Annotated in this window: 10 protein-coding genes and 1 pseudogene; 6 read left to right on the top strand and 5 right to left on the bottom strand. The window is 58.3% G+C overall.

Features of this window, described 5'->3' with window-relative positions; translation table 11 throughout:
- The 4 genes from VGM48_RS03695 to VGM48_RS03680 form a co-directional block, all read right to left on the bottom strand.
- Positions 1–1,879: ABC transporter permease (locus tag VGM48_RS03695; RefSeq protein ID WP_331576368.1), on the bottom strand; the 1,879-nt coding region annotated here is incomplete at its 3' end.
- A gap of 44 nt (positions 1,880–1,923) precedes the next feature.
- A complete protein-coding gene (locus VGM48_RS03690; RefSeq protein WP_331576367.1) occupies positions 1,924–4,353 on the bottom strand; it encodes an ABC transporter permease in 2,430 nt (809 codons plus the stop codon).
- A gap of 129 nt (positions 4,354–4,482) precedes the next feature.
- Positions 4,483–5,148, bottom strand: coding sequence for a flavin reductase family protein (locus VGM48_RS03685; protein ID WP_331576366.1), 666 nt, complete (start codon positions 5,146–5,148; stop codon positions 4,483–4,485).
- Positions 5,149–5,214: 66 nt separating this feature from the next.
- Positions 5,215–7,443 carry a S9 family peptidase gene (locus VGM48_RS03680; protein ID WP_331576365.1) on the bottom strand — a complete coding sequence of 743 codons (2,229 nt, stop codon included), beginning with the start codon at positions 7,441–7,443 and terminating at the stop codon, positions 5,215–5,217.
- Positions 7,444–7,551: 108 nt separating this feature from the next.
- On the opposite strand from VGM48_RS03680, the pseudogene VGM48_RS25575 reads away from it, so the two are divergent.
- The 6 genes and pseudogenes from VGM48_RS25575 to VGM48_RS03655 all read left to right on the top strand — a co-directional run.
- A pseudogene (locus tag VGM48_RS25575) lies at positions 7,552–7,830 on the top strand (ankyrin repeat domain-containing protein); the annotation flags it as partial.
- A 54-nt stretch (positions 7,831–7,884) separates the two neighbouring features.
- On the top strand, positions 7,885–9,273 hold the full coding sequence (locus VGM48_RS03675; protein ID WP_331576364.1) for an ankyrin repeat domain-containing protein: 1,389 nt from the start codon (positions 7,885–7,887) through the stop codon (positions 9,271–9,273).
- An 8-nt stretch (positions 9,274–9,281) separates the two neighbouring features.
- A complete protein-coding gene (locus VGM48_RS03670) occupies positions 9,282–10,355 on the top strand; it encodes an iron-sulfur cluster-binding domain-containing protein (protein WP_331576363.1) in 1,074 nt (357 codons plus the stop codon).
- Positions 10,356–10,410: 55 nt separating this feature from the next.
- Positions 10,411–11,388, top strand: coding sequence for an AraC family transcriptional regulator (locus VGM48_RS03665; protein ID WP_331576362.1), 978 nt, complete (start codon positions 10,411–10,413; stop codon positions 11,386–11,388).
- A gap of 169 nt (positions 11,389–11,557) precedes the next feature.
- Positions 11,558–13,180: a DHA2 family efflux MFS transporter permease subunit gene (locus VGM48_RS03660; protein WP_331576361.1), complete on the top strand. Its 1,623-nt coding sequence runs from the start codon at positions 11,558–11,560 to the stop codon at positions 13,178–13,180.
- A 316-nt stretch (positions 13,181–13,496) separates the two neighbouring features.
- Positions 13,497–13,979 carry a nucleotidyltransferase gene (locus VGM48_RS03655; RefSeq protein WP_331576360.1) on the top strand — a complete coding sequence of 161 codons (483 nt, stop codon included), beginning with the start codon at positions 13,497–13,499 and terminating at the stop codon, positions 13,977–13,979.
- Here the strand turns inward: VGM48_RS03655 and VGM48_RS03650 are convergent.
- Positions 13,980–14,265 (bottom strand): hypothetical protein (locus VGM48_RS03650; RefSeq protein WP_331576359.1); only part of this gene is annotated, 286 nt, incomplete at its 5' end. It abuts the gene before it with no gap.

The raw sequence follows: 14,265 nt of genomic DNA, 5'->3' as shown, positions 1-14,265 counted from the left end.
GGCTCAGCGCGGTGTGAGCCGGGGCGCCGGGACGAAGACGAAGCGTGATCACGCTGTGGTAGCCGCTGCCGAGAAAGGCCGTGGGGTCGATGCGGTCATAGGGCGAATTGGAGATCATGTTCTTCGCGATGCCGATGACGTGGAACTCGTGATCATTGAAGGTGATGATCTCCCCGACGATATTTTTGATGCCGATGAGGGCTACGGCGGCCTCGTTGAGGATCACGGCGCTGCTGTCGGTGCCATACTGCGGGGAAAAATCCCGGCCCTGCAGGATGGTCCAGCCGATGGTGGCACCGAATTCCCGCGTGACCACGACGGGATGAAAAAAGTACGCCGGCATGTCGGCCCGCTTGCCGCGCCAGGAAGGAACGGTGTTATTGTCAAAATCGTTGATATCCATGGACGAGGCGGCCACTCCCTGCACCCACCCGCTGCCGGTAAGGTCGGCGCTTAGCGCGTCGTAGTTATTCTTTAGTTCGGGAGTATTCATGTCGACGGTGATCAGGCCGTCGCGGTTATAGCCGACGGGCCGGTCTTTCGCATACTGGATCTGCGCATAGACGACGATGGTGCCGATGACGAGCGTGAGCGAGACGGTGAATTGCAACACGACGAGCACCTGGCGGGCGATGGTGGGATAACGGCCGGCTTTGAACCGGCGGGTCAGCACCTCTACGGGCCGAAAATGGGAGAGATAGAAGGCCGGGTAGCTCCCGGCGACGAGGCCGGTGAAGAGGGTGAAGGTGATGAGGATCGTGGCGAACCAGGGGTTGGTCCAGGGGATCTGAATGTCTTTTGCAGCAAGGCCGTTGAACGAAGGCAGGGCGGCTTCGACGAGGAGGAGCGCGACGGCCAGCGCGATAAAGGTGACAAGGACCGATTCGGCGAGAAACTGCGTGACAATCTGGCTGCGCAACGAGCCGATGGTCTTTCGGATGCCGACCTCTTTGGCCTGGCGTTCGCTGCGGGCCGTGGAGAGGTTCATGAAATTGATGCAGGCCAGGAGGAGGACGAAGGCGCCGATGAGGCCGAACAGCTGGACAAAACGGATGCGGCCGCCGGAAGGTTTACCGTCCGTGAACTCCCCATGGAGGCGAACGCGGTCCATCGGATAGATAAACGCTTCCTGTTTTGCCTTGGGGTCACGGGACCGGAAGAGATTGTTGATGCGGGCGGAGGCCTGCCCGGCGGTGACGCCGGGCGCCAGCTGTACATAGAGATGACCGTTGCTGTTGTCCCAGCCGGACTCGCTGTTGTGATAGCTGTTGGCGTTGTTGTACCAGGGCAGGATGGCCTTGACGCCATGGAAGCTGGTGTTGGCCGGAAGGTCGGCATAGACGGCGCCGATGGCCAGGCCGATATGGTTATCGACTTTGATGTTCTTGCCGATGGGGTCGGTGGTTCCGAAGAGCGCCGTGGCCAGGGATTGGCTGATCAACGCGGTGGAAGGATCGCTTGCCGAGGCGACGGCGCCTTTCAGGATCCGAAAGCCGAATAGTTCAGCCAGCTGGTATTGCGCATAAAGACATTCCGCGCTGAGTTGGGTGTTGGCATATGCGAAGATGCGGTTCCCGTGGTTGCATACCAGCGCGGTCCTGGAGAAGAGATCGCTGTACCGGTCGCGCAACGTCTGACCCATGGGCATACAGACATAATCGTCGGTGGCGAGCCGGCCATCGAAGGGCGCGTTGGTCATGGCCTGGGCAACACGGGCATGGTCGGGCGCGTAGTGATCGAAGGAGAGCTCGTCGGCGATCCACAGCCCGATGAGGAGCGTGATGGCGATGCCGGTGGCGAGGCCGAAGATATTGATGGCGGCCGAGCTCTTACTCCGGCCGAGGTGGCGCCAGGCGAGGATGAGATAGTTTTTTATCATAGATCGCCAGTTGTGCGGCCCCGCCCAGGGGGCGGGGCCGCGGTTTATTCGGATCTCAGGCTCTTCACGGGGTTCACGAGGGCGGCCTTCAAGGACTGATAACTGACCGTCAGCAGGGTGATCCCGATAAGCCCCGCGCCGGCCGCGGCAAAGATCCACCACGACATCGGCGCGTGATAGAGATAGCCCTGGATCCATTTGTCCATCCCGTAGTACGCGAGCGGGATGGAGATAAAGATGGAGAGGCCCGTGAGTTTGAGGAAGTCTTTCGAGAGCAGGCCCCAGAGATTGAGGATGCCCGCGCCGAGGACCTTGCGCACGCCGATCTCCTTGGTGCGTTGCTCCGCGACAAAGGCCGCCAGGCCAAAGAGCCCGAGACAGGAGATAAAGATGGCCAAACCGGTGAACACCGCGGCGAGGTTGCCGATGCGTTCCTCCGATTCGAATTTGGCAGCGTAGGATTCGTTGACGAATTTATAGATAAAGGGACTCGAAGGATTGTATTTTGCAAAGACCGGTTTCATCGCGGCAAGGGTCTTGTGCGCATCGCTTCCCGGTTTGATCCTTACGATCATCACCCCGGTATATTGTCCGCCGACGAAGACCGCATTTTGGGCGGTATCGTAGGGGTTGTTAACGACCATGTTGGCGCAAACGCCGACTACCGTGTAAGGCTGTCCGAATAGTTTTACCACCTGGCCGACCGGCTCTTTGAAACCGATGGACCGGACGGCTTTCTCGTTGAGGATGCAGGCGTTGCTGTCGGTGACGAAGTCGCGGGACAGGTCGCGGCCACGGATGATGTTCCAGCCGATAGTCCGGCCATAGTCCGGTGTAATATTGACATTGTTGAAGCCGATGGTGTTCTGGTCGGGGCGTTTGCCGGCCCAGTCGAGGGTGTTGCCGTTGTTGAAGTCGGTGGGGGTCATATTGGAGGCGGCGACATTGGCGGCGAGACCTTGTTGAATGAGTTGGGCACGGAGGGCTTCGTAGTGGGTATTGATATCGGGGGTGTTCATGTCCACCGTGAAGAGTCCGTCGCGGGTATACCCTACGGGGCGATCTTTCGTGTACAGGATCTGCCGGAAGACGATCGTGGTCCCGATGATCAGCGTCAGCGAGACGGTAAACTGCAGGACGACCAGGACCTGGCGCGGAAGCGAACCCGCTCTGCCGGTCTTGAAGAACTTCGGCCAGAGCATCGTCCCTCGCTCTGACCTCGTTCGGGACCTTGTCAGGTCCCCTTTTAACACCTTCACCGGACGGAAGGCCGAGAGGTAGAAGGCCGGATAGGAGCCCGCAAGCAGACCCGTGAACAGCGTGAAGCCCAGCATGGCGGCGATAAAGACCGGGTTCGTCCAGGGAACGGTCATTTGTTTGGCGGCGAGTTCGTTGAAAAAAGGCAGGGACAACTGCACAAAGATCAGGGCGAAGAAGAGGGCGATGACCGCCAGCAACACGGACTCACTCAGAAACTGGGTGATCAGTTGGATCCGCAATGACCCGATGGTCTTGCGGATGCCCACCTCTTTCGCGCGTTTTTCGCTGCGGGCCGTGCTCAGGTTCATAAAATTGATACAGGCGAGCAGCAGGACAAAACCGCCGATGATGCCAAAGAGCCAGACGAAGGTGATGCGGCCGCCGGCGGGTTTGTTGAAGGCAAATTCGTTATAGAGATAGGCTTTGTCCAGCGGATAGATAAAAGCCTCTTCGTGAAAATCCTTTTCGTAGGGGGTGGGCAGGCTTTTTACCCGGGCCGTAGCCTGTTCGGCGGTGATCCCCGGGGCCAACTCCACCCAAACCTGGCTGTTATGGTCCTGCCAGCTGGTATTGTTGCGAAAATAACTGTTCACATTGTTGCCGTAAGGCAGGACGGCCTTAGTGCCGTAGAAGGTCGTGTTCTTTGGCAGATCGGCATAGGTGCCGCCGACGCGAACGTCGAGGCTGTTATCGATTTTTACGATCTTGCCCACCGGGTTTTCCTTTCCAAAAAGGGCAGTGGCCAGGGACTGGTCGATGAGCATAGTAGAGGGGTCCTTCGTGGCGTCGCTGCTGCCGTTGAGCATCCGGAAGCCAAACATGCCGGGAAGATCGGATTCCGCCACGAGGCCGTTGCCGGTGAGGGTTTTGTCACCGTAGTGGAAGAGACGGTTGCCGCCGCCATGGGACAGGGCGACGCGGGAAAAGAGATCTTTGTATTGCGCGTGATAGGTGTTGCCGAGGGGCACCATGACAACCTCGCCGGTGAAGAACTGGTCTTTTGTGACGGCGTTGTTGAGGCGCATGTTCAGCATCCCCCTGGCAAGCCGGCTGTGGTTGGGCGCATAGTGGTCAAACGACATCTCGTCGGTGATCCAGAGGCCGATGACCAGGGCGATGGCCATGCCGATGCTGAGCCCGGCAATATTGATAGCGGTGTAGCCCCGGTTCTTGCGGAGGTGACGGACCGCGAGGGTGAAATAAGTCTTGAACATCTGAAGGGATTTGGATTGACCGCTGCGAATATGGTGCCGGAGTGATCGTTGGCTGAGGGACAGTAGGTTAGGGGCGGTTTGCGGGGGTGCGGTGTTCGGTTATGATACAGCCCGTGAACGGTAATACAATCACGCCGTCCTTGCCCGTTGGATGTCCGGGGTCCGGTATTCCGACTCGGGGATCGTGCCCAATCTGCTGCTGTGTACCTTGCCCCCCAGCCCATAGAATTCCTGGAAGCTCATGATCAGTGGCCGCCACTTATCAGGATCTACGCGGTTAGGATGGCCCTCCATGAGGATGGATTGCTCCAGGTGGATGCGCTGCACTCTTAATTCGAGGGTAAGGATACGGCCTCGTTGCTCTGCCTGCCGCGCTGCCAGGGAGTGAACGTCTTCCACCACTACCTCCATTTGCACCGGGCATTCGAGTACGCGCGGCGCCTGAACGGTTTCTGCCTTCACGGGCGTCAGTCCCGCCAGCTCGAATTTATTGGGTTCGTAGCGATAGCCTTTCTTTTGTTTGCCTTCGGGCACGGGATTGGAACCCGTGGTCAGCGCCAGGGCGTTGACGGGTGTCGCCTGATCGACGGAAGGCAGATTCAGTACCCCTTCGCGGGTTCGAAGAAGATTTTCAGTCGTTTTTGAGAAAGCGGAGATGCCGATGATGCAACGCCAACCGAGCCAGAAGATGGAGGAGATGGGCGCGAGATTGGGTGATCCGTTGCCGTTCAGTGTGCTGATGAGCACGACCGGCGTTCCGAAATAGAGAATGGAAGGTTCGGCTATTTGATGCATGGCGGTAATTTTTAGGAGATAAAATTACCGCCATGCACCGGCCGATAAAACCCGGAACTTGCGGAGTTAACGGCCGCCGGGCGGGCAATACTGATACAGGAAGTTATGCATCATCGTCGTCTTATGCTCGATCGTCCCTTCGCCTTCGGTGATGCCGTGGGTCCGGTTGGGATAGGGCATGAATTTGAACTGGCGGTTGTATTTGATCAGTTCGTTCAGCAACATTTCCTCGCCCTGATAATTTACGTTGTGGTCACCGGTGCCGTGCATGATCAGCAGGTGGCCCTGGAGACCCTTGGCATAGGTGAGGGGATTGCATTTGAGATACGCGTCGCGGTTCTCGGGGAGGACGCCCATGAAACGCTCCTCATAGATCGTGTTATAGATAAGTTGATTTGGTACGCCCGCACTGGCCAGGCCGACCTTATAAATATCGGGATACCGGAACAGCAGGTTCTGCGTGGTGGAGCCGCCGCCGCTGCTACCGTATACGGCTACGCGATCCTTATCGACGAAGGGCCATTTGAGGATCTCCCGGGCAGCGGCCGCCTGGTCGTTCACGTTGATCCAACCCACCGACTTGTAGATGCTTTTACGCCAGGCCCGGCCCTTTGGAACGGGGGTGCCGCGGCCTTCCACCGAAACAGCGATATAGCCATCCTCGATATTGAAGAACCCGTTGCGGGCGGGCACGTCGGTGACGGAGGCGCCGGCGGGTTCGGAGTAGGTATAGAATACGACGGGGTATTTTTTGGTGGAGTCGAAATTGGCGGGCTTGACGACCCAGCCATCCATGCTCACGCCGTCAGCCGTAGTTATCTGGAAGAACGTCTCTTGCTTACCGTGTTCGGTGGGCGTGAGATGTTGTGCGACGGCGGTATTGGGGTCCAGTGGCTTGCTGTCGGGAAGCGAGATCCACTCCGTCGCCGGCGAATAGAGATGGCTCATGAAGGTATGCTGCGCCCAGCGGCCGTTTGGCGAGAGGCTGTAGCTGTTGGTGCCGGCGAGGTTTTCGGGGGTGACGCGGACCGGGGCGGCGGTTGGTTTTTTGAAGGAGGATCTGTAGAGGTAACGCTGGGTGGCGTTGGTGGGTGAGGCGCCGAAATAGAGGATGCCGTTCTTTTCGTCCCAGCCGTTGATGCTGGTGACGTCGAAATCGCCCTTTGTCAGCAGGGTCTCCTGCCCTTCGAGCGTGATCTTATAGAGATGACGCCAGCCGTCCTTTTCGCTGGCCCAGAGGAAGGCTTTGCCGTTGTCGAGCCAGTCCCAGCCGATGGCGCCGGAGTGTGCCCAGAAGGGTTGGATATCGATCCATGCGTCGTCTGCTTCGCTATAAATGGTCTTTGCCGCGCCGGAGGTGGGGTCGCAGAGGACGAGATTGCTATGGTTTTGTGCGCGGTTCAGCTGCTGGACGATGAGGTGGCTGCCATCGGGCGTCCATTCCATGCGCGGGAGATAGTGTTTCCCCGGATCGCCTTCGATGTTCATCCATTTCGTTTGTTTGCTGTCGATCGGGACGACGCCGATATGGGCTTCGGAGATGGGTTCACCGACCTTGGAGAAGGGGATGGGGACGATCTTGGGATAGATGCTGTCGGTGTTGTTGATCATATAGAAGATGCCCACCTTGGCGAGATCCATCTGCCAGTAGGCGATCGATCTGCTGTCGGGGCTCCAGCGGAAGCCGTCGATGGTGTAGAGCTCTTCGCTGTAGGCGTAGTCGAACCAGCCGTTGAGTTTTTTGTCGTTGCCGTCGGTGGTGAGGGTCGTCGTCTCGTGAGAGGCGAGGTCTTCCAGGTAAATATTGTTATCGTAAACGTAAGCGAGTTTCTTGCCGTCGGGGGAGAGCTTGGCGTTGAGGATACCGTGGCCGTAGACCGAAACGGGGAGGAGATCGGTGCCGGGCTTGGGGGCCGGGAGGTTTTTGGCGACCGGGGTCAGCGTGTTGTTCCCTCGGTCGTACACCCAGCAGGTGTAGAAGGTGTTGTGATAGACGCGAACGGGTTTCGTATAGATCAGGACTTTTTGTTTGTCGTCACTGAGTTGGTATTGGAAGGCGCCGCCGCCGCCGCCCCGGCGGCCGCCGCCTACGGCGCGGTTGCCTTCGCGTTGGCGAAGGCCGAGCGGCGCAAGTTGTTCGGCAGAAACAAGTGTCGTCTTTGTCATCGCCGGAAGCGTGACTTCGACGATGGCGTTTTCTTCGATGGTGGTATAACTGTTGCCGTCCTTGTTCCAGTTGGTTTGGGCGTCGGCGAGAAGGGGGAGTAAAATGACAAGCAAGGCGATGATGCGCATGGTAATAAATTATGGTTAAATGTATTGATTATCAGAGCATGACTGCTTCCTTGAATTTGGCGGGTGGTATGCGGATATTAACCAGTTTACTAATCGGTACATTTAGGTATGAGCAAGATCAGTATTCCGCAGGATGAAGGCCCGGCATTGCCTCGGGGAATGCAGCAGCCGGAGGCGTTGAAGACGGAAGAGTATCTGCCGTGGAGCCGGGGCCGTGGTGTCGACGTATGGGCGATGCTGGTGGCCGCGATGAATGGCGATCTGGCGACGGTGAAGACGTTAGCAGCGCGTGATCCGGCATTACTCCGATGCACACTCGAGTATTTCACCCCGATGCACTTCGCCGTGCGCGAGAACCGGATCGAGGTGGTGAAATATCTGCTGGATTGCGGTGTCGAGGCCGTGTTCGACTTCGAGGAGCCGGTGTGGCAGGCGGCTGCGATGCGCGGATACGGCGAGCTGGCGACGTTTTTGGCCAACTGGGTACGCGAGCATTTTCATATCCGGCCCGAGGGCGAAACGATCGCGGCCGCCATCCGGGATTTTGACCTGCCGCGCGTGAAGGAATTGCTCGAAGGGCGCGAGGTGGTACGGCTTGAAGGGCGCGAGGCGGAGTTGCCCGACAGCGGCGGGGACGCGCTGGTGCACGCCGCGGACCATCGGGGAAATCAGCCGATCCACTGGGCGGTGCTGACGCGGCAGATCGACCTCATCGACTACCTCTTGTCGCGGGGTGCGGACCTCATGGCGCGGCGGCCCGACGGGGCCCGGCCGCTGGACCTGACCAATGGAGACTATCATTACCGCAGCTGGTATCGCGACCTCCCGGCGACGGGGTTGCAATCGCATCAAATGCTACTGGGCTGGCTGATCGCGCGGGGCGCGTATTGTGATATTTCGGTGGCGGCGAAGATCGGCTGGTATCAGCGGGTCAAGGAGCTGCTGGATGCCGACCCCGGACTCGCGACGCGGCTGCCGGATCACGTGGGCTACTATAGCGGGTTGCCCCTGAGCAATGCCGCGGCGAACGGCCATCTGGAGATCGTAAAGTTGCTGCTCGCGCGTGGCGCCGACCCCAACCAACCCGAGCCGGGGATCGCCCCCTGGGGCAAGGCCCTGCATTCGGCGGTGGCCGGGAGACATTATGCGGTGGCGAAGCTGTTGCTGGAACAGGGCGCCGACGCGAACGCAATGGTGGAGTCCTCGGGCGATGTGTTGCATATGGCGAAGGCTGCGCGGGCGTCAACAGAACTGATCCACCTGATCACGGCGCATGTGACAAAGCGCGAGCCGGAAATTATCGCCTACGAGGCGGATGAGTCGGTGGTGGCGGAACGATTGGCTGCGGACCCTTCGGCCTCCATGGAGCCTTTTTTGCGCAAGGCGATCAGTGAAGGCTGGCAGTCGTCCCTCGAATTGATCCTTCGGCATCAGCCCGATATTTTGCGCCGCCAGACGATATTGTCCGCGGCCTGGTGGGACTCGGCGACCTTTGCTTCGGGGGAACAGGCGCGCTGGCTGCTGGAGCGGGGGCTGAACCCGCGGCTGCGCAACTGGCTTGGCATTACGATGCTGCATCGTGCCGTGGCGAAGGGCAAGATCGATGTGGCGGCGGTGTTGCTGGAATTCGGCGCGGAGCTGGATGCCGTGGAAGCCGAATGGGCCTCGACCCCGCTGGGCTGGGCCGCAAGGCTGGGTCAGAAGGAGATGGTGCGCTGGTTGGTGGAACAAGGCGCCGATCTCCACGCGCCCGCGGATCGCCCCTGGGCCCGTCCGGTAGAGTGGGCGCGGCGGAAGGGGGATAAGGAGATGGAAGAATTATTGACGTAGATTGCCGAATGACGACGATCGAATTACAGGTAGTTGCTATCCGCCGCGAGGCGACGGAGATGGTGACCATCGCTCTCAGGCGTCGGGACGGGTTGCCGCTGGAATATCGCGCGGGGCAGTTCCTGACGCTTTTGTTCGGGGGGAACGGCGGAGACGGCGCGGCGCGGGGGCGCGGCCGTGAGCTGCGGCGCAGCTATTCTTTTTCGTCGACACCGGGGGTGGACGAATTTCCGGCGATAACCGTGAAGCGCGTGACGAATGGCGAGGTGTCGAGACAGCTGATCGATCATCTGGCCGTTGGCGATGTGTTGCGGAGTCTGCCGCCGGCGGGCCTATTTGCCTTGGCGGAGGGGTTTGCGGGGACGCTGGTTTTTCTGGCGGCGGGGAGTGGGATGGTGCCGGTGTTTAGTCTGATCAAGGCGGCGGCGTTTGGGCGGCCGGGATCGCGCGGCATGGCGCAGGCGCGGATGGTGCTGATCACGCAGAATCGCGACGAGGCGAGTATCCCGTTTGCTTCCGAGTTGGGTCGTTTGGTGGCGGATGAGAAGTTGGAGTGGACGAGTCTGCTGAGCGGGGTGGCGCCGGTAGCGCGGTTGAATAACGGGTTATTACAGGAGATGTTGAAAGATATCCGCGGCGACGAACATTTTTTTCTCTGCGGGCCGGCGGGGTTTATGCGGATGGCGGTCTTTACGCTCCGATGGATGGGCGTGGCCGACGAGCAGATCAAACGCGAGAATTTTACGGTGGAATATCATGCGCCGCCGCCGGTCCTGGCGGATACGCGGCCGAAGCGGGTCGTGGTCGAGGCGGGCAGAGAGCACCATGAATTTACGGTCACCTGGCCCGCGACGATCCTGCAATCGGCCCTCGACCAGGGCATCGCCCTTCCCTATAGCTGCAAGGGCGGCGTGTGCAGCAGTTGCGTGGCGCGTTGCGTTTCGGGTCGGGTGAAGATGAGGAAGAACGAGGTGTTGACGGAGCGCGATATCGCGGAGGGGCTGGTGCTGACCTGCGTGGGCTATGCGGAGACGGACGTGGAGTTGCGGCTTGGGACCGACCCGATGCAACCTGGGGGTTGATTCGCCGCGGGAGGAGTGAACGATAACGGACTTCGATTGTTATCGAGGGTACGTTATGCTGATCCACTATAAAATAAAGACCGGCCGCCGGGATCCCGGGCTGGACGCGTTTGAACAGACGCTTGGATTCCGGACAGGTTATCGGAATGTGCGGGTTCCCGCTTCCATCGGCGAAGGCCGCCTGGTCTCGATGGATATCTCGGATGGCTTTCACGCCAATTTCCAGTTTTACCGGCTCAATGTGCCGTTGCAGGTGATCAAAGAGGCCACCGACGAGCTGAATGAGAGCGTGTTTATCGTTTTTTACCAACTAGAGGTCCCCGAGACTGCCTATATACAGGGTACCGAACTCCCTTATGACCAGGGCGTCAACATCTACACCCAGCCGATCAATGCCTTGCTGGAGTTTCCGGCGCACACGCAGCGCGACGTCGTCTGTATGCGGATCGACCGGCGGCGGCTGGCGGACTTGCTGGCGGGGGAGGAGGAGGTGTTTACGGGGGAGTTGCTGAGGAGGGGGGAGTCCTTTTTCGTTCATGAGCAGGTGACGCCGGCGATGCGGTCCATTCTGGGTGAGTTGCGGACGCCGCCGGAGGCGAAGAACCTGCAGCGCCTTTTCTACCAGGTGCGGGCACAGCAGCTGGTGTATCTGTTGATGGAGCAGCTGAACAAACGGACAGGCGCACCCGTAAAGAGCAACAATCCCGAAGAGATAGCGAAGGTCTTTAAGGCGCGGCACCTGCTGACGGGCGATCTCGCCGCGCCGCCGACGATCGCGAGTCTCGCCCGCGGCGTGCTGATGAGCGAATCGCAGCTGAAGCAGGCCTTTCGCGAGGTCTTTGGCGTCAGCATCTACCAGTATTTCCAGCAGGCGCGGATGGAGCGGGCGAGGGAGCTCCTGGCGGAGGGCGGCCGCACCGTGACGGAGGTGGGGTATGAGTTGGGGTTTACGAATATTGGGCATTTTTCAAGACTTTTTGAAAGGGCTTACAACGTGAAACCGAAGCGGTTTCAGTTGGAGCGGTTGGCTTAGCGTCAGGGATCGGCAGGAGCGCCGTGCGCGACAGAGAGCCCGGCCCGCGGGAGACGCCCACATTACAGCTGATTCGACATTTTTTTTGACCGTCCGGACAATTTATAGTCGGATTCTCTTTTTTCCTTTGCTGTACGCGATCGGCTTGCTGCAACAAACGGGAATAGTTATGGAGACTGGCTTTCGGAAGTGGATCATTACGATCACGGTTATCATTTCGGCAATCATAGAACTTATCGATACGACGATCGTCAACGTGTCGATCAATACGATGAGCGGCAACCTCGCCGCTTCGCTGGAGGACACGGCGTGGGTGATCACGTCCTACGCGATCGCGAATGTCATCGTGATCCCGATGACGAGTTTTCTCGCGGAGAAGATCGGGCGCAAACAATACTATATCGGGTCGATCATTCTGTTCACCGCGGCGTCGGCGATGTGCGGGCTTTCTTCCAGTCTTTGGGAACTGGTGGCCTTTCGCTTTCTGCAGGGCCTGGGCGGCGGCGCGTTGCTGTCGACCTCGCAGGCGATCCTCTTCGAGACCTTCCCCCCGAAGGACCGGGCGATGGCCAGCGGGATCTTTGCGCTGGGCGTCATTATCGGGCCCTCGATCGGGCCGGTGATGGGCGGCTATATCGTCGACAACGCGTCGTGGCCGTGGATCTTCTTCGTGAATGTGCCGATCGGGTTGCTGGCGGTGGTGCTTTGTGTGAGGTATTTACGTCCTTCAAGGCGTTCGCAGGAGGGGAAGCCGATCGACTGGGCGGGCATCGTGCTGCTCAGCGTCGGGGTCGGCGCGTTGCAGGTCGTGCTGGAGCGGGGGGAGACGGACGACTGGTTCTCGGCGAACTATATCATCGTTCTCTCAGTGGTATCGGCGCTGGCGTTGACCTTCTTTATCTGGTGGCAGCTGCGGGTGCGGCATCCGGTCGTCAACCTGCGGGTATTGCGCAGCGTTACCCTGTCGGTGTCGGCGGTGATGACCTTCGTCCTGGGGTTCGGCCTGTTCAGCGCCATCTATGTCTTCCCGTTGCTGTCGCAGCGCATCCTCGGGTATACCGCTTTTCAGACGGGGCTGATGATCATGCCGGGCGTGTTGATGGGCGCTTTTATCTCGCCGTTTCTGGGGAAGATGATGCAGAAGGGGCTGCGGCCGCAATGGCTGGTCGTTGGGGGTTTCGCGTTTACCGCGCTGTTCAATTGGCAGTTGTCGCGTTCGAATCTCGAGTCGGGCACCGGTCAGTTTGCGATGCCGCTGATCTACCGGGCGCTTGGCGCGGCGCTGCTGATCGTCCCGCTGACCGCGCTGGCCGTGTCGGAACTGCAACCCAAGGATATCCCGCAGGGCGCGGCGCTGAACAATATGATGCGGCAGATGGGCGGCTCTTTTGGCATCGCGCTGATCAACACCTATATTGCGCATCGCCTGGCCTACAATCGCACCAGCCTCGTCACCCATATCACCCAATACGATCTGCCCACACAGATCCGGTTGCGGCAGGCGACGGAACATTTCTCTTCCACGGCTACGAGCGTTTATGAGGCGGGGCGGCAGGCGATGGCCGCGTTGGAGGGCACGGTGGTGCGCCAGACCTACCTGGTGAGTTATATGGATGCGTTCCGGTTCCTGGCGATCATGAATGGGTGTTGTATCGTGCTGGTGCTGGTGACGATCCGGAGGAAGAAGGCGGAGGCCGCTTCGGGCGGTGCGGCGGGTTCGGGGGCTTCGGGTTCATCGGGGGCGGCGGGCACGGCGGCTGCGGCGATGAGGTTGGAGTTGGAGGCGCATTAGGGGGAGGATCAATCTAAAATATTGACCTTAAGCTGTTTATTTATCCTTTAACGCCCACTTATTCGCTGTTTAGACTGGCATATTTGGGCAGATTTGTTTAAATTGCATTGGTGCAACGATCTTCAAACTCCGCCGTTATGTCTGAAAAAAATACAGCGTCAGGTGTAAATAATGACCCATCTATTTCGAATGCCGAAAAACAACGGATCATACGCGATGTCTATCGTCCCGATATCGAGAAGTTAAAGCTTTTCACTCGGATGTTAAGGCAGAACGCTTTATTCAAAAAAGCCAAAATCATCCATAAATAAACCATATGGACATTCTGGATGACGAATTGATAAAGTTTTGGAAAATTCTCAATGAAAACGGAGTTAGGTACATAATGGTAGGTGGATTTGCGATTCGATTTCACGGATTTAATAGAAGCACCGATGACTTGGATATGTGGCTGGAGGATACTATTGCAAACCGAAAACATTTAAGAAAAGCATTTTCAGAATTAGGATATGGTGACTACGTCTCCCTGGAGACCATGCAATTCGTTCCGGGATGGACGAGTTTTTACATCGGTGGGGGAATAGAATTGGATATAATGACGGCCATGAAGGGTTTGGAAAATATTACTTTTGCTGAATGTCTGGAAATGGCGTCCGTTGCTGATCTTGAAGGTGCCAAAGTACCTTTCCTGCATATTAACCACCTTATCGCGAATAAGAAAATTGTTAATCGACCTAAAGATCAGGTTGACGTTATTGAATTGGAAAAGATTCGCGTGATCAGAGAAAAAAGCAATTAACTACATCTCAATCACCACCTTTTCCAACCGCGCCGTTTTGGCTTTCACAACCCCATCCACCCGGATCACCATCCCTTTTACCCGCGTAAATTCAACATCGAGATTGTGATCCCGGTATCGAACGTTTTTGACAGCGAACGATTTCCACCCCATATCGACCGGATCGATGACCAAACTGTCCGAGGCCTGGGGCGTGATCCCCGCGACATGTTGAAGGATCAGGTCGATCCAGGAGGAATGATTATAGTCAAGGTCCGCGAGAAACGGCTTGCCGGTATGGGGATCA

Source organism: Puia sp., assembly GCF_036500295.1.
Taxonomy (GTDB): Bacteria; Bacteroidota; Bacteroidia; order Chitinophagales; family Chitinophagaceae; genus Puia.
This window is presented reverse-complemented; position numbering and strand designations above follow the sequence as displayed.

Excerpts from the sequence above, each read along its gene's own strand:
- VGM48_RS03690 (WP_331576367.1), bottom strand. The coding sequence starts at position 4,353 with ATGTTCAAGACTTATTTCACCCTCGCGGTCCGTCACCTCCGCAAGAAC.
- VGM48_RS03675 (WP_331576364.1), top strand. The coding sequence starts at position 7,885 with ATGCGCGGATACGGCGAGCTGGCGACGTTTTTGGCCAACTGGGTACGC.
- VGM48_RS03670 (WP_331576363.1), top strand. The coding sequence starts at position 9,282 with ATGACGACGATCGAATTACAGGTAGTTGCTATCCGCCGCGAGGCGACG.
- VGM48_RS03655 (WP_331576360.1), top strand. The coding sequence starts at position 13,497 with ATGGACATTCTGGATGACGAATTGATAAAGTTTTGGAAAATTCTCAAT.
- VGM48_RS03660 (WP_331576361.1), top strand. The coding sequence starts at position 11,558 with ATGGAGACTGGCTTTCGGAAGTGGATCATTACGATCACGGTTATCATT.
- VGM48_RS03665 (WP_331576362.1), top strand. The coding sequence starts at position 10,411 with ATGCTGATCCACTATAAAATAAAGACCGGCCGCCGGGATCCCGGGCTG.
- VGM48_RS03680 (WP_331576365.1), bottom strand. The coding sequence starts at position 7,443 with ATGCGCATCATCGCCTTGCTTGTCATTTTACTCCCCCTTCTCGCCGAC.
- VGM48_RS03685 (WP_331576366.1), bottom strand. The coding sequence starts at position 5,148 with ATGCATCAAATAGCCGAACCTTCCATTCTCTATTTCGGAACGCCGGTC.